A 14,718-nucleotide genomic window follows, 5' to 3' on the forward strand; every position below is an offset into this window, starting at 1 on the left:
ATCTGAACCTGGCGAGCGGACCGGCCACGGTCATCGGCTCGCGGCTGAAGGTCGCGCCGCGCTTCGCGGCCTTCGCCAACGGCGTCGGCATTCACGCCGACGACTATGACGATACCCAGCTTGCCGTGGCCAAGGACCGGGTCTACGGGCTCCTCACCCATCCGACCGCACCTGCGCTGCCGGCGGCGCTTGCCATGGGCGAGGCGAAGGGTGCCAGCGGGCGCGATGTGATGCTCGCCTACCATCTTGGCGTCGAGGTGGAGTGCAAGATCGCCGAGGCGATCAACCCGCGACATTACCAGACCGGTTTCCACGCCACGGCCACCTGCGGCACCTTCGCGGCTGCGGCGGCCAGCGCCAGGCTGATGGGGCTCGACCTCGACCAGACCCTGCGCGCGCTGTCGATCGCCGGCAGTCAGTCGGCCGGACTGCGCGAGAATTTCGGCACGATGACCAAGCCCTTCCATGCCGGGCGCTCGTCGGAGAGCGGCGTCGCGGCGGCTCAGTTCGCCGAATATGGCTGGAGCGCCACGGACAAGATCCTGGAGGCGCCGCGCGGCTTCTTCCGGGCTGCCGGCGGCGGCTATGACGAGGGCGCCATCCTGAACCAGCTCGGGGCGCCCTGGACCTTTGCGGCGCCCGGCATCTCGATCAAGCCGCATCCTTCAGGCTCGCTGACCCATCCGGGTATGACCGAGATGCTGCGTCTCATCCGCGAGAACCGGATCACCGCGGACGCGGTGGAGCGGGTCCGCGTCGGCACCAACCACAACATGCCCAACGCGCTGATCCACCATCGGCCGACCAACGAGCTCCAGGCCAAGTTCTCGATGGAGTTCTGCATGGCGATCCTCCTGATCGAGGGTAAGGCCGGCCTTGCGGAATTCACCGACGCGGTGGTGAACCGCGCCGACGTCAAGGCAATGATCGAGCGGGTCGATTTCGTGGTGGACGATGAGGCTGAGGCCGCCGGTTACGACAAGATGACGACCCTCATCGCCATTACGCTGAAAGATGGCCGGACCATCTCGGGCCGGGCCGATTTCGGCAAGGGAAGTCCGGCCAACCCGATGAGCTACGAGGAGGTCTCGGACAAGTTCCGCGAGACCGCGGGCTTCGCCAGTCTCGGCCGGGAACGGATCGAGGACGTGATCGCCATGGTGCGCGACCTGGACACTCTGCCCTCGATCGAGCGCCTGATGGCGCCCTTGAGGCTCTGACCATGGCGAAGCTCACCATCGGCGTCCTCAACGGGGACGATATCGGCCACGAGATCGTCCCGGCTGCGGTCGAGGTGACGCGCGCAGCGGCCGCCCGGCACGGGCTCGCCATCGACTGGCGGCCCATGCCTATCGGCCGCGCCGCGCTCGATAGCCACGGCACGACGCTGCCGGATGGCACGCTGGAGACGCTCGCCACCTTCGACGGCTTCATCCTCGGGCCGATCGGTCATCAGGCCTATCCAAAGGGGCCGGGCGCGATCAATCCGCATCCGATCCTGCGCAAGCATTTCGACCTGTTCGCCAATGTCCGCCCGACGCGATCCTACCCCGACATCGGCTGCATCTATGACGATGTCGACCTCGTCATCGTGCGCGAGAACAACGAGGGCTTCCAGCCGGACCGCAATGTCGTGATGGGCTCGGGCGAGTTCCGGCCCAATGACGACCTGACAATCTCGGTGCGCGTCATCTCGCGCAGGGGCAGCCGCAAGGTCGCCCGTGCCGCGCTCGACATCGCCCGGTCGCGGCGCAAGCGCCTGACGCTCGTGCACAAGAACACGGTGTTCAAGCTCGGCTGCGGCATGTTCGTGGAGAGCTGCTACGAGGCGGCGAAGGATTATCCCGATGTCACGATCGACGAGGTGATCGTCGATACCTTCGCAATGCGCCTGGTGCGCGATCCGCAGAGCTTCGACACTGTGGTGACGACGAACATGTTCGGCGACATCCTGACCGATGAAGCCGCGGGGCTGGTCGGCGGGCTYGGCATGGCGCCCGGCCTGTGCATCGGCGAGGGCGGCCTCGCCATGGCGCAGGCGACGCATGGTTCGGCGCCCGACATTGCCGGCAAGGGCGTAGCCAATCCCTATGCAATGATCGAGTCGACGCGGATGCTGATCGAGCATCTCGGCCGGGTCCGATCCCTGCCGCAGGCGGTGGAGGCCGCACGCACGATGGAAGCGGCGATCCGCTCCGCGCTCTCGGGGCCCGAGACGCGCACGCGCGACATCCGCGGCACCACCGGGACCCGTGGCATGACCGAGGCGATCACCAGGGCGATCGGTTAGATCAGCGGGCCGGATACGCGTTCCGCTCCGACGATCCTGAGCCCGATGCCGAAATGTTGCATCAGGCTCTGAGGTCGAGCGTGTCGAGCCGATATTCGCCGCGTTCGTCTGCGTCGAGCTGGGCGACCAGCCCGAGCTCCCAGGCAAGATAGCGCCGCGCGGCATCGAGATTGCCGTCGTGCCGGTCGTGCACGAAGAACAGAAAGTCGATGGCGTCGGCGTCCGCGGGGGCGTCGGGCGAGCTGTCGAGGGCAAGCCCCTCCGCGCGCCAATCGCTTGCGTCGCCTGTGACCCGGCGAACCGATGTCGCGCCGCATTCCGCGAGGTCGCGGCTGGCGAGCGCGGTTGCTGTCTCGTCTCCCGCAAGCAGCACATGCCGGCCCGCCACGGCCGGCAGGCGCGGCCGGATCGACCAGGCGGCGCCCGGCAGATGGCCGGCGCGATAGGCAAGCGAGCCGCGCAGGTCGAGCAGCAGGTCTCCGGCTTGCGCGCGCTCGATCGCCTCATCGGCGCTGATTGCAGGTGGTGCGACAAGGTCGGGAGGCGGTTCGGATACCGGCAGGCGCCAGTCGGCCGGCCAGGACTCGATATCGGGAAGCACATAGGTTTCGTAGCCGAGTTGGCGCAGCCAGAACGCAGCGAGCGCCGCGCGCAACCCGGTATCGTCGGCCAGGATGATGCGCGCTCGGCGGACGCCGATCCAGTGGTCCGTGGCCTGAATGAGCTGGCCTCCTGGCGCTGAGGCCGCCGCGGCATGCGGCGTGGCCGCGTGCTCGGCCGGATCGCGCATGTCGAGAAGATAGGTCGTGCGGCCGGGCTCTCCGGCGAGGTCTTCGGCTTTGAGGCGGTCGATCCGCGAAATAGCATGCGTGCGCATGAAGGCATCGGCCCGCAGGCGGCTTGCCGCGCGGTCGATCTGCGGCAAAGGACCGGCGGCAGAGTCATACGCGAGCGCACGGCCCGAGAGCGCCCAGCCCTGCGTCCCGTTTTCCAGGGCAAGCACCACTGCGCCCGGCTGCATCAGCGCCAAGCCCGCGGTGCCGATGATGCTGCGCGTCCGCCCGGCGCAGTTGATGATGACGGGGGCTTCCCCCGGGGCGAGTGCGTCCCAGCGATGCGCCGCCTCTCCGTTCGGAAAGGAGCGCGAGCCCGGGATCGTCATCTTCGTGTATTCGCCGGCTGAGCGACCGTCGAGGAGGTGCAGCGGGCGGCCCTGCTCCTGCCAGGCGTCGAGAGTGTCGGGACCGATCGCAGGCACGTGCCAATGCTCCTCGACCAGCTCGCCCAGCGTCTTGCTCGGCAGGTTCACGCCCTTGAACAGGGTGTATCCGGCCGCCGCCCAGGCCGGGGCGCCGCCCGCGATCCAGTCGATACGGCTGTAACCCATCGCGGTGAGCCGCGTTGCGGCGCGCTCGGACACCCCATCGCCCTCGTCGACCAGCACGACCGGCACGTCGCGGCGGGGCACGAGTACCCCGACCAGCGCCTCCAGCCGGCTATAGGGGCAGGGCACGGCGAGGAAGGGGTGGCCTTCGCCGTACTGACCCTGTTCGCGCAAATCGAGACAGGCGATCTCCCCGGGTGCGTGCAGCCTCCGCTTCGCTTCCTGCGGATCGARCGCCGGCATCAGGCGGCTTCGGCATAGGGCACGGGCTCACGTCCCGAGAAGAAGTCATGGAAGGCGGCGTAGACGAGGTCGGGTCGGTGCTCGGCCGGATAGTGCCCGGTCGGAATGGCCCAGCCGCGCACGCCGTCCGCCCATTCCTGCCAGGCTTCGAGCGGCTTGAAATGCCGGCCGCAATGGCTGTTCGAGCCCCACAGGACGAGGACGGGGCAGGCGATCTTGCGCTTGCCGTAATCCGCCGTGTCCATGGCAAGGTCGAGGGTCACGGTGGCGCGATAATCTTCGCAGACGGCGTGAATCTGCTCCGGGGTCGTGCAGCGTGCGTAGTCAGCCAGCGCCTCGGGCGTGAAGATCTCGAGCCCGACACCCTTCTTGTTGAGCTTGTAGCGGATGTAATAGTCGAGATCGGCGCAGATCAGCCGCTCGGGAAACGGCGCTTTCTGCGCCATGAAGAACCAGTGGTAGGATTCAAGCCCCCAGCCGAGGCTGACATTGGTCAGGACATGATGGGTCGGCACGATGTCGAGAGCGGCCAGCGCGGTGACGCGGTCCGGCTGGTCGAGAGCCATGCGGAAGGCGACGCGCGCGCCCCGGTCGTGCCCGGCGACTGCGAAACGGTCGAATCCGAGCGCGTCCATCACGTCGAAATTGTCCTCGCCCATCGCGCGGAAACTGTAGCCGGCATGATCCTCTCCGCCGTCGGGCTTGGAGCTGTCGCCATACCCGCGCAGGTCGGTCGCGACCACCGTGAAGCTCTGAGCCAGCGATGGCGCAATCTTGTGCCAGCTCGACAGATTGAGCGGGTTGCCGTGGATCAGCAGCAAGGGCGGCCCGCTTCCGGCTATGGCCACCTCGATTTCGGCACCGCGGGTGCGCAGTTTACGCCGCTCGAATCCTGCCATCAGCACGGTGCTATGCGGCAGGAGTGGCGGCAGGTTCGCCCCGGGTTCTGATCGTTCCAGCATCATCGGCATTGCTCCTCATCGGATCCCATGCGATGAATATCATATTGTCGACAATAAGCATCTTGAATCTGAGGGACGTCATGGCCGCCATGCAGGATAAGCCTCGCCTCGGCTTCCTCTTCGGAGACGCGACCGGCATCGGTCCCGAGATCGCGGCCAAGGTTCTCGCCGCAGGCCGCTATCGCGAGCATGTCCGGCTCGTTGCGATTGGTGATCGTCGCGTGCTGGAGCAGGGCGCGCGCGATGCCGGTGTTCAGCTCCGTTGGACCGGCGTGACTGAACGCGACGAGATCGACTGGGATGCTCCCGAGATCCCGCTCGTCGATCTCGGCAATGCCGATCCGGCTCAACTCGGGCGCGGGCAGATATCGGCGGAATCCGGCCGGATCACAGGCGAGACGCTGGCCCGTGCGATCAGCATGGCGCAGGCCGGGGAGCTCGATGCGATCACCTTCGCGCCGCTGAACAAGGCCGCGATGTTCGCAGGTGGCTGGCGCTTTCCCGACGAGCACAAGTTGTTCGCGCATCTGCTCAGGCATCACGGCTATTTCTCGGAAATGAACGTGCTCGACGGCCAGTGGATGTCGCGGGTGACGTCGCATGTCTCGCTGCGCGAAGCCCTCGACCTGATCGATGCGCGCGCGATCACCGATGCGGTCGAACTCGTCGACCGGATGATGAAGCGCGCCGGGATCGTCAGCCCGCGCATCGCGGTGGCCGCACTCAATCCTCACGCCGGCGAGAACGGCCTGTTCGGCCGCGACGAGATCGAGCTAATCCGGCCGACCGTGGAGCGGATCGCGGCTGGAGGCATCAGCTGCACCGGGCCCTATCCGGCCKATACGGTCTATATTCGTGCCTTCGCCGGCGAATTCGACAGCGTTGTGGCCATGTATCACGACCAGGGCCAGATCGCGACGAAGCTCAGGGGCTTCAATCGCGGCGTCACGGTGACGGCGGGGCTCGATGTCGTCTTCACGACGCCAGCGCATGGCACAGCATTCGACATTGTCGGCCAGGGAGTGGCCTCGCCCGGCGCGCTCCAGAGCGCCGTCGAACTTGCGAGCCGACTGGCGACAGTCCGCGTCGCCGCCTGAACCGCCGGGCGGGTCGCGACGATGCCGCTATCCGCAGGGCGCCGGTCAGCTGGCGGCGTGAGCGAGATTGTCGCCGCGGAGCGCCTCCAGCACTGCATCGGTCACCGAGCGCGTGGTCGCCGCGCCGCCGAGATCCGGCGTGTGGTTTGCCCGGTCAGCCGTGACGCGCTCGATTGCGCGCATCAGCCGCGCGGCTGCGTCCGCCTCGCCGAGATGGTCGAGCATCATCACGGCGGACCAGAAGCTGGCGATCGGATTGGCAATGCCCTTGCCGGTGATGTCGAAGGCGGAGCCGTGGATCGGCTCGAACATCGAGGGAAAGCGGCGCTCGGGGTCGAGATTGGCGGTGGGGGCAATGCCGATCGAGCCGGCGAGGGCTGCGGCGAGGTCGGACAGGATGTCGGCATGAAGATTCGTCGCGACGATCGTGTCGAGGCTMCGCGGCTTCAGTGTCATGCGGATGGTCATGGCGTCGACCAGCATCTTGTCCCAGGTCACGTCGGGAAACTCGCGCGCCACTTCGGCGGCGATCTCATCCCACATCACCATGCCGTGGCGCTGTGCGTTCGACTTGGTGACGACGGTCAAGAGTTTGCGGGGACGAGAGCGCGCCATTTCGAAGGCGAAGCGCATGATGCGCGTGACCCCGCCGCGGGTGAAGATCGAGACCTCGGTCGCGATCTCCTCGGGTTGCCCGCGATGCGAGCGCCCGCCCTGGCCGGCATATTCGCCCTCCGAATTCTCGCGCACGATCACCCAGTCGAGATCATCCGGAGCCACCCCGCGCAGGGGCGGCTCGATGCCCGGCAGGATGCGCGTCGGGCGCACATTCGCGTATTGGTCGAAGGGCTGACAGATGGCGAGCCTCAGGCCCCATAGGGTGACATGATCGGGCACATCGGGCGCGCCGACGGCACCGAAATAGATCGCGTCGCAATCGCGGATGCGGTCGAGCCCGTCTTCGGGCATCATCCGGCCATGGCGCTTGAAGTAGTCCGAACCCCAATCGAAATGGGTGAAGTCGAACGCGAAACTGCCGGACCGGGCGGCGCAGAGCGACAGGACTTCGAGACCCGCCTCGATCACCTCGGCGCCGATCCCGTCGCCGGGAATGGCGGCAATCCTGTAGGTTTTCATCAGACGGCTCCGTCCTTGCGTTCGAATTATTGCCTATTGTCGACAATTATAGAGCCGTGTCGGAAATAGTCTACCGGCTGGGCAAGGAAAACCGCTGCGCTCCTAGCCTCGGGCATCCCCGACGGATTGTCGGCCTGCGCCTGGGTTTGTCCGAATGCCTTTGGTTGGGTGCTTGACTAATAGATAGCATACTACATATATGCGTTCTATGGACGGTGCCCAACCTGGATTCGAGCGCAGCTTCCTGACGGAGCTGTCGACGGCCGGCCGCAAATTGCGAACCCTGTTCGATCGCCTTGTGCGCCAACGCGGCCTGACCTTGTCGCGTGCACGCGCATTGCTTCATCTCTCGCGTTGCCCGGCGATCAATCAGACGGAACTCGCCAGTCTGCTGGAGGTCGAGGGCCCGACCGTCGTGCGCCTGCTCGACGGGATGGAGAAGAACGGCCTGATCGAGCGAAGCGCCATCGACGGCGATCGGCGGGCGAAACAGATCAGCCTGACCCCAGCCGCCCAACATCAGGTCGAGGAGATCGAGGAGATCTCCGGCGAGATCGGCCGCGAGGTATTGCGCGAGATCGACCCTGCCGAACTCGAGATCGCGATCCGCGTGCTTCGGCAGATGATCCGCAATATGGAGCCTCAGTCCTGAGGCTCATGGCCATGGCTACGACCAACGAAACGGAAGCGCGGCCCGAAGCAGATCCTTCATCTGCGAACGTCCAAGAGCCTTCCCGCCCTGAGAGCCCGGCTCTGCTGCCGGCAAAGCCCTTTGCCGTTGCCGCGGCCTATGTCGCGGCCGCCGCCCTTCTGATTGGCACACAGGGCCTCGGCATGAACTTCGTGGCTGCCAATACCAATCAGATCCAGGGGGCGTTTGGGGCGACTCAGCTCGAGATCAATTGGCTGATCGCCGCCTATATGGCGCCGAATGTCAGCCTGACCCTGATCCTGACCAAGGTCCGGACCCAGTTCGGGCTGCGCCGTTTCGCTGAGCTCGGCATCTGCATCTTCGTCGCCGCGTCGCTTCTGCATCTCATCGCGCATGATCTGCATTCGGCGATCGGGGTCCGCTTCCTCGCTGGCATGGCGGCATCGCCGATATCGACACTCGGCTTCCTCTACATGCTCGAGGCCTTTCCTCCGGCCAGGAAGATGTCATGGGGCTTGAGCCTGACGCTGACCTGCTCCGCGATCACCCCTACGCTGGCGCGGCTGATCTCGCCGATGCTGCTCGATATCGGCCAATGGCAGGGCCTCTACACGATGACGATCGGCCTCGCGCTGATTTCGCTTGCCGTGATCTTCTATCTGCCGCTGACGCCGATTCCCCATGCGAAGGTCCTGCAGCGGCTGGATTTCATCAGCTACCCCTTGATCGCGATCGGCTTTGGCCTGCTCGCGGTCATCCTGGTGATGGGCCGCCTGGTCTGGTGGCTGGAAGCACCCTGGATCGGCTGGTGCCTTGCCCTGGCCATCCTGTCGCTCGGGCTTGCGGTGGCAATTGAGATCAATCGGGAGACGCCGCTGCTGAATGTGCGCTGGCTGATGAGCCGGGAAATGCTCCATATCACGACGGTGCTGCTGGTCTTCCGCATCGTGCTGTCCGAGCAGACTTCGGGTGCACTCGCCCTGTTCCAGAATCTTGGCCTGCTCAATGAGCAGAGCAGGGGGCTATATGTGGTGATCCTGCTGGCTTCGCTGTGCGGCGGGCTCCTTTGCGGCGCCACTCTCAAGCCCGAGCGCGTGCCGCTGCTGCATGGCGTCGCGCTGCTCTGCATTTGCGCCGGTGCCGCCATGGATAGTCAGGCGACCAATCTGACGCGGCCGGACAACATGTATCTGAGCCAGGCCCTGATCGCGTTTGGCGGCGCGCTGTTCCTGCCTCCGGCGATGCTGACCGGTCTCATGGCTGCGCTCCGGCAGGGGCCGGCCTTTATTACCAGCTTCATCGTGGTTTTCCTCTTCACGCAGAGTCTGGGCGGCCTGATCGGTTCGGCTTTCTTCGGCAGCTTCGTCACGCTCCGCGAGAAGTTCCATTCCAGCCTTCTCGTCGAACATTTCTCGCTGTCCGACCCGGCGGTGGCGGAGCGGGTGAGGCAGCTTTCGGCAGTCTATGGAAAGCTGCTCACCGACGGGCGGCTGCTGAATGCCGAGGGCGTCGCCCTGTTCGCCCAGCAGGCCAGCCGCGAAGCCAATATCCTCGCCTATAACGACGCATTCCTGCTCATCGCGGCCCTGGCAGGAGYCGCGCTCGGCGGACTGATCATCCATCTGCTCTACGCAAGACTGCGCAGCGCCAAGTTCTTCTTACGCCCGGCCGAAGCCCTCTGAACCGAAACCAGCCATCATGTCGAAAGCCATTCGCTCACCTGGAACCCTGATTGCGCTGCTGGTCGCCGCAGGCGGTGTGCTGCTCGTGCTTTACGCCTGGCGGCTGCCGCCCTTCGCCAGCTCGGTCGAGAGCACGGAGAATGCCTATGTCAAAGGCCAGGTCACGATCATCAGCCCGCAATTGGCGGGCTATGTGAAGAAAGTCGCGGTTCAGGACTTCGAAACGGTGAAGGCTGGTGATCTCATCGTGCAGATCGACGACCGGATCTACGAGCAGCGTGTGCGGCAGGCGCAGGCCACTCTTGCCGGCCAGCGGGCCAATCTCGCCAATGCCGATCAATCGCAGCGCGCTGCCGAAGCGCGCCTGCGCTCCGGAGAAGCCCAGATCGCCAGTGCGCAGGCGGCGGTCGAAACCGCGGAAGCCAATGCCGGGCGCATCCTCGCCCTGCGCGAGAAGGGGATTTCGACGCAGAGCGCGGCCGATCAGGCCAGTCTGGTGCTCGACCAGGCCCGCGCCAGCCTACGCCAGGCCGAAGCGGCCCTCGATGTCGCCCGGCAGGATCGGCAGTCCATCATCGTCGGGCGCGCCGGGCTGGAGGCAGCCGTGCGCAATGCCGAGGCAGCAGTGCAATTGGCCGCGATCGATCTGCAGAACACCCGCATCCTGGCGCCGCAGGACGGCAAGATGGGCGAGATCGGCGTGCGGCTCGGGCAATATGTTGCTGTTGGCACGCAACTGGCGTCGCTGGTTCCGGCCAGGAAATGGGTGATCGCGAACTTCAAGGAAAACCAGCTCTCCGGGATGAAGATCGGCCAGCCGGTGACCTTTACGGTCGATGCGCTGCATCACGCCTCGTTGACCGGGCATGTCCAGGAGTTCTCGCCAGCCACGGGCTCCGAGTTCAGCATCCTGAAGGCCGACAATGCGACCGGCAATTTTACCAAGATTGCGCAGCGGCTGCCGGTGCGGATCGCGATCGATCACGGCCAGCCTTTGACCGAGGATCTGGCGCCCGGCATGTCGGTCATCGTCAGCATCGACACCGCCACGCCGGTTGAGGCAGCCGTCAACCTATCCAGCGCCGACAAGCAATAACATCGGCGTGCAAGCGACCAGGGGGACAATTGCGGACTTCTGGATCGCCCGCGCTCCAAAATGGCTGCGGTGATCCAGAAATATCCAGTCCCGAAAGCGCCGAAACGGCAGGCGCCAACGGCCGTCAGCTTCGCGGCCGGGTCAGGCGCTGGAGCCTGAGCGCGGGCCGCGCTTGGCGCGCGGTGGCTTCGCGACGACGGGTGCGGCCGGGACCACCTTGGCCTTGCGACCCAGGCCCGATGCCTTTGCAAGGGCGGCCCGGGCCTCGGAATAGTTCGGTGCGACCATCGGATAGTCTGAGGGCAAGCCCCACTTGGTGCGATATTGCTCAGGAGTGAGATTGTAGGCCGTACCCAGATGACGCCTGAGGGATTTGAACGATTTGCCGTCTTCCAGGCAGATGATGGCGTCCGGCGTGACCGACTTCTTGATCGGAACGGCCGGTACGAGCGCGACCGGTGGCGGCGCAGCTTCGGATTTGGCGTCGAGCTGCGCGAACGCTGAATACGTGCTCGCAATCAAGCCAACGAGATCGCTGCGAGGGACATTGTTATGTGCGACGTAGGCCGAAATAACCATCGCCGTCAGATCAATATAATTTTCATCTTCGTTGGCCATGGCTTTTCCCAAATCAGAATATTGCGCCTAGGTCTCATTTAACCTGCCGAACGTTCTATTTGCAATACTCGTTGCGGTGGTTCGCTCAATTCCGATGCTTGCAGTCCCGGTTTATTCTGGTGAGAGGGCGTGCGGCGGCCTACTGAACTGGGTGGTGACGCGCCTGTTCGAGACTGGCCTTGGCCAGCATGGCCTCCAGCGAGGCGAGAACTTCTGGCACCATGAAGAGGGAGATTTCGTTCTTCCCATCGACTTCCAAGGCGATTACGGCGCCCAGTGTCGTGTCTGCGCTGACTGTAACGTGCTTCACTTTGATCACTGCAAACTCGCGCGTCGGCTTCTGCGGCATTCTCTCACCCCCGTTCTTTGATCTGTGTTCGTCATTCGATATCAACTTACAACGTATTCACAGCCGCCTCGCCACGTGCCCCCGGCACCGTGGTCCTCGCGAGCGGCCAATTTGACGACGAGGCCGGTTAACACGCTCTCCCCGCCAGAACCCTTGATGCAGCCGATCAGTCGTTGGACGTGTTCGACGGCGTGGGCGATGTTCAGCTGATTGCGGAGCCTGTCACCTCGCGGCCGTCACCTCTGGTCCCTTCGCGTGCAATGCCTTGCGCGTCTCATAGTCGACGATCGCGGCCCTCAGAGCTTGCAATTCGAGGGCTTTCGCCGAATTGGGCTGCGCATCCTCGATCTGGCCGATGCGCAGAAGCGCATACCGGTAATCCTCATGGCAGGTGATGCAGACGCTGTGCGTTTCCGGTTTGAGTTCAGTCACCGCGGTCATCGGATCTCTCCTTMCGTGGCTGATCCCAGAAAACTAGTTTGGACGGTTGGGGTTTCAAGAGGGTGTGACGCTGTCGCGAAGCTCGCCGCGGATGCTTCCAAGGGGGCGGCTTCGTCCTGGTCTGCGGAGCAGACGCGCGCATCGAAACGGCCGCCTCCAGTGAAGCCCTTGGTGCCTCATGGGCCCAGCAGATGGGGATGTCTCTCGGGGCGCGGGATTTCTATAGGGAGGKGGCGTTTCGGCGCGGGCCGCAATCGCGGCCAAAGCACCAGGGTTTGAGGGCTATGGGACAATCCACACCTGCCACGGCCGTGTTGAAAGCGGGCGGCGTTTCCTTCGAACTCCGAACCTATGAATACGACCCCAATAGCGATCGCGTCGGTCTTCAGGCGGCCCAGTCCCTGGGTGAACCACCCGGTCGGGTCTTGAAGACATTGATTGCGCAGGTCGACAACATACCCGTTTGTCTGGTTCTCCCATCAGACTGCGAGGCAAGCATGAAGAGGGTGGCCGCGGCCGTTGGAGGCAAGAGCGCGCGTATGCTGGCGCCGAGCGATGCCGAGCGCCTGACGGGGTATAAGGTCGGCGGCGTCAGCCCATTCGGTCAGAAGCGCAAGCTGAGGACCCTTGTCGAGATCACGGCCGTCTCCGAGCCATATGTCTTCGTCAATGGAGGGTTACGTGGCCTGCAGGTCAAGCTGGCGCCGGACGACCTTGTCCGCGCAAGCAATGCGGCGACCGTCGCGATCGTTTCCTAGCGGTGATCGTCTCTGGCTCGGCTTCTGCGACGTTCCGGGCTCGAGCGATCAAGCGCTGGTCCGGGAGAAGAGGCCCGACGACACAGCGCGGTGATTGCGGCGGCTTCGTTGTGTCGAACCCGGCGTTGAACGCCGCCACTCGCAGGTCTGGCCTCGGGGTCCAATCCAGCGGCCGAACACCATTGGAGATGCCCCAGCAATCTGCTCCCCGTCTCGTTGCGCCGCTTCCCTCGGCGCCTCTGGACGTCGCTTGACAGGCTCTGTCGATCAAAACTAGGCTAACATAGTTATGCTTCTTATTCTGTAATTATAGAATAAATCCATACGAGGCGACCGCCTCGCATAAGGGGAGCGTGCCGCTATGACAGACGTCGTCGACAGCAAACGAAACCTGCTCAAGGCCGGCCTTGTCGGTGGCCTTGCACTTGCGGCAGCGTCCAGTTCAGCCAGGCAGGCGGCGGCACAAGCCGCTCCCAACAGCCTGCTGCGCACCGTTCTCGACCGGGGCAAGCTCATCGTCGGCACGGGCTCGACCAATGCGCCCTGGCATTTCGAGGATGAGAAGGGACAGCTCGTCGGCATGGACATCGCCATGGGGCGGATCCTCGCCAAGGGGCTCTTCGACGACGACAAGAAGGTCGAGTTCGTCAGGCAGGATGCGGCTCAACGCATTCCCAACATCAATACCGGGAAGGTCGACATCGTCATCCAGTTCATGACGATGTCACCGGYGCGGGCGCAGCTCGTCGCGTTCTCCCGACCCTATTATGTCGAGGGCATCGCCCTGCTGACGCGCCCCGACAGCGACAAGAAGAGCTTCGACGCCCTGCTCAAGGCAGGATCGGGTGCACGGGTCTCCATCCTGCAGAACGTCGATGCCGAAGCGTCGGTGAAGAAGGTCCTGCCGCAGGCGACGGTCATGCAGCTCGACAGCCAGGCCAATGTCGTCCTTGCGCTCGATTCAAAGCGTGCCGATGCCGCCGCCGTCGATCTCTCGACCGTCTGGTGGCTCGCGAAGCGCCACCCCGATAAATATGCCGATGCCGGCAAGTCCTGGAACTCCATGCTGTACGGCGCGGCCATGCGCCAGGGCGATCCGGACTGGGTGCGCTTCGTCGACACCACCTTCGGGATCRCCATGTACGGCCACCAGAACGAGATTTTCGATGTCGCGATCAGCGATTATTTTGGTCTGACGCCGCCAGTCCGCGAGACGGGGCTGCCGAAATTCTGACGGCGGCTTTCGCGGTCGCGCTTCGCCGACCCCTGCGCTCGCCGCTGGCGCGCGGCAGGGCGGCGAAGTCGCCTGCACGGCCCGTGACGAGACGTCTCCCGGCATGACGAACTACCACTTCAACTTCGCGATCGTCTGGCGCTACGCCGCGAAGCTGTTCGACGGTCTCCTGCTCAGCATCGAACTCGCGATCGCGACGATCGCGATCGGCATGGTGATCGGGCTGGTTCTGGCGCTCGTCGAAATGGACGGGCCACGCTGGGCCAGGCCGTTCATCCGGGGCTATGTCGAGTTCATCCGCAACGTCCCGCTGCTGCTGCTCGTCTATCTCGTCTTCTACGGCGTGCCGAGCGCGATCGATCTGCAATATGACGCCACGACCTCGTTCGTGGTGACGCTGGCGATCTATTCCGGCGCCTATCTGGTCGAGGTCCTGCGCGCCGGCTTCGAAGCCGTGCCGAAAGGGCTGATCGAGGCTGGCAAGGCGATCGGTCTTACGCCAGCGGGCGTGCTCGTCCATGTCCGGCTGCCGACGGCGCTGCGCATCGCCCTGCCATCGCTCTCGAACACCTATGTCTCGCTGTTCAAGGACACCTCGATCGCCTCCGCGATCGCCGTCCCTGAACTGGCTTACGGCATGCGCTGGATCGAGACGCAGACCTTCCGGACGGTCGAGGTCTATCTGCTCGCGACGCCGATCTATCTGGTCACCAGCTACGCCATCCTGCTGCTGTTGCGGCTGGCCGAGCGGCGCTATGCCATCACGCGGTGAGCG

At 64.7% G+C, this 14,718-nt stretch carries 15 protein-coding genes; 9 read left to right on the plus strand and 6 right to left on the minus strand.

What is annotated here, in order from left to right:
• Nucleotides 1-1,220: MmgE/PrpD family protein (locus AC1DJT_RS13430; protein WP_476834223.1), on the plus strand; the 1,220-nt coding region annotated here is incomplete at its 5' end.
• 2 nt (nucleotides 1,221-1,222) lie between these two features.
• Nucleotides 1,223-2,290 carry an isocitrate/isopropylmalate dehydrogenase family protein gene (locus AC1DJT_RS13435; RefSeq protein WP_441505604.1) on the plus strand — a complete coding sequence of 356 codons (1,068 nt, stop codon included), beginning with the start codon at nucleotides 1,223-1,225 and terminating at the stop codon, nucleotides 2,288-2,290.
• Nucleotides 2,291-2,351: 61 nt separating this feature from the next.
• Here AC1DJT_RS13435 and AC1DJT_RS13440 read toward each other — a convergent pair whose 3' ends face one another.
• Nucleotides 2,352-3,917 carry a rhodanese-like domain-containing protein gene (locus AC1DJT_RS13440; RefSeq protein WP_476834224.1) on the minus strand — a complete coding sequence of 522 codons (1,566 nt, stop codon included), beginning with the start codon at nucleotides 3,915-3,917 and terminating at the stop codon, nucleotides 2,352-2,354.
• Nucleotides 3,917-4,879, minus strand: coding sequence for an alpha/beta fold hydrolase (locus tag AC1DJT_RS13445; protein WP_476775278.1), 963 nt, complete (start codon nucleotides 4,877-4,879; stop codon nucleotides 3,917-3,919). Before AC1DJT_RS13445 ends, AC1DJT_RS13440 begins: the two co-directional genes overlap by 1 nt.
• Before the next feature lie 89 nt (nucleotides 4,880-4,968).
• Here AC1DJT_RS13445 and AC1DJT_RS13450 point away from each other — a divergent pair, with 89 nt between their 5' ends.
• On the plus strand, nucleotides 4,969-5,976 hold the full coding sequence (locus AC1DJT_RS13450) for a PdxA family dehydrogenase (RefSeq protein WP_476834225.1): 1,008 nt from the start codon (nucleotides 4,969-4,971) through the stop codon (nucleotides 5,974-5,976).
• Between the two features lie 45 nt (nucleotides 5,977-6,021).
• Here the strand turns inward: AC1DJT_RS13450 and AC1DJT_RS13455 are convergent, their stop codons facing one another.
• Nucleotides 6,022-7,113 (minus strand): tartrate dehydrogenase, encoded by a 1,092-nt coding sequence (locus AC1DJT_RS13455; protein WP_476775279.1) that lies wholly within the window; start codon nucleotides 7,111-7,113, stop codon nucleotides 6,022-6,024.
• A gap of 208 nt (nucleotides 7,114-7,321) precedes the next feature.
• On the opposite strand from AC1DJT_RS13455, the gene AC1DJT_RS13460 reads away from it, so the two are divergent.
• From AC1DJT_RS13460 to AC1DJT_RS13470, 3 genes are read left to right on the plus strand one after another with little or no spacing between them, the layout of a single operon-like run.
• The gene (locus tag AC1DJT_RS13460) at nucleotides 7,322-7,765 is read left to right on the plus strand and encodes a MarR family winged helix-turn-helix transcriptional regulator (protein WP_476768823.1); all 444 of its coding nucleotides are present in this window, start codon (nucleotides 7,322-7,324) and stop codon (nucleotides 7,763-7,765) included.
• Between the two features lie 11 nt (nucleotides 7,766-7,776).
• The gene (locus tag AC1DJT_RS13465) at nucleotides 7,777-9,447 is read left to right on the plus strand and encodes an MFS transporter (RefSeq protein WP_476834226.1); all 1,671 of its coding nucleotides are present in this window, start codon (nucleotides 7,777-7,779) and stop codon (nucleotides 9,445-9,447) included.
• A 16-nt stretch (nucleotides 9,448-9,463) separates the two neighbouring features.
• Nucleotides 9,464-10,543, plus strand: a complete 1,080-nt coding sequence (locus tag AC1DJT_RS13470) for an HlyD family secretion protein (protein WP_441504202.1) — start codon at nucleotides 9,464-9,466, stop codon at nucleotides 10,541-10,543.
• A gap of 141 nt (nucleotides 10,544-10,684) precedes the next feature.
• Here AC1DJT_RS13470 and AC1DJT_RS13475 read toward each other — a convergent pair whose 3' ends face one another.
• The 3 genes from AC1DJT_RS13475 to AC1DJT_RS13485 all read right to left on the minus strand — a co-directional run bounded on the left by AC1DJT_RS13475 (nucleotide 10,685) and on the right by AC1DJT_RS13485 (nucleotide 11,951).
• The gene (locus AC1DJT_RS13475) at nucleotides 10,685-11,161 is read right to left on the minus strand and encodes a Ros/MucR family transcriptional regulator (protein ID WP_441492145.1); all 477 of its coding nucleotides are present in this window, start codon (nucleotides 11,159-11,161) and stop codon (nucleotides 10,685-10,687) included.
• Nucleotides 11,162-11,300: 139 nt separating this feature from the next.
• The gene (locus AC1DJT_RS13480) at nucleotides 11,301-11,510 is read right to left on the minus strand and encodes a hypothetical protein (protein WP_113516134.1); all 210 of its coding nucleotides are present in this window, start codon (nucleotides 11,508-11,510) and stop codon (nucleotides 11,301-11,303) included.
• A gap of 222 nt (nucleotides 11,511-11,732) precedes the next feature.
• Nucleotides 11,733-11,951 carry a hypothetical protein gene (locus AC1DJT_RS13485; RefSeq protein ID WP_441492144.1) on the minus strand — a complete coding sequence of 73 codons (219 nt, stop codon included), beginning with the start codon at nucleotides 11,949-11,951 and terminating at the stop codon, nucleotides 11,733-11,735.
• 284 nt (nucleotides 11,952-12,235) lie between these two features.
• On the opposite strand from AC1DJT_RS13485, the gene ybaK reads away from it, so the two are divergent.
• From ybaK to AC1DJT_RS13500, 3 genes are all read left to right on the plus strand, one after another.
• A complete protein-coding gene (gene ybaK / locus AC1DJT_RS13490) occupies nucleotides 12,236-12,709 on the plus strand; it encodes a Cys-tRNA(Pro) deacylase (protein WP_441504203.1) in 474 nt (157 codons plus the stop codon).
• A 361-nt stretch (nucleotides 12,710-13,070) separates the two neighbouring features.
• Nucleotides 13,071-13,943 (plus strand): transporter substrate-binding domain-containing protein, encoded by an 873-nt coding sequence (locus AC1DJT_RS13495; protein ID WP_476834227.1) that lies wholly within the window; start codon nucleotides 13,071-13,073, stop codon nucleotides 13,941-13,943.
• A 103-nt stretch (nucleotides 13,944-14,046) separates the two neighbouring features.
• Nucleotides 14,047-14,715, plus strand: coding sequence for an amino acid ABC transporter permease (locus tag AC1DJT_RS13500; protein ID WP_441492141.1), 669 nt, complete (start codon nucleotides 14,047-14,049; stop codon nucleotides 14,713-14,715).
• Nucleotides 14,716-14,718: the final 3 nt, after the last annotated feature.

This window comes from Allobosea sp. 05T422_2, assembly GCF_056396265.1.

Bases quoted from the DNA above. Each gene is read 5' to 3' on its own strand.
- AC1DJT_RS13445 (WP_476775278.1), bottom strand. From the start codon at position 4,879: ATGCTGGAACGATCAGAACCCGGGGCGAACCTGCCGCCACTCCTGCCG.
- AC1DJT_RS13460 (WP_476768823.1), top strand. From the start codon at position 7,322: ATGGACGGTGCCCAACCTGGATTCGAGCGCAGCTTCCTGACGGAGCTG.
- AC1DJT_RS13470 (WP_441504202.1), top strand. From the start codon at position 9,464: ATGTCGAAAGCCATTCGCTCACCTGGAACCCTGATTGCGCTGCTGGTC.
- AC1DJT_RS13475 (WP_441492145.1), bottom strand. From the start codon at position 11,161: ATGGCCAACGAAGATGAAAATTATATTGATCTGACGGCGATGGTTATT.
- AC1DJT_RS13480 (WP_113516134.1), bottom strand. From the start codon at position 11,510: ATGCCGCAGAAGCCGACGCGCGAGTTTGCAGTGATCAAAGTGAAGCAC.
- AC1DJT_RS13485 (WP_441492144.1), bottom strand. From the start codon at position 11,951: ATGACCGCGGTGACTGAACTCAAACCGGAAACGCACAGCGTCTGCATC.
- ybaK (WP_441504203.1), top strand. From the start codon at position 12,236: ATGGGACAATCCACACCTGCCACGGCCGTGTTGAAAGCGGGCGGCGTT.
- AC1DJT_RS13500 (WP_441492141.1), top strand. From the start codon at position 14,047: ATGACGAACTACCACTTCAACTTCGCGATCGTCTGGCGCTACGCCGCG.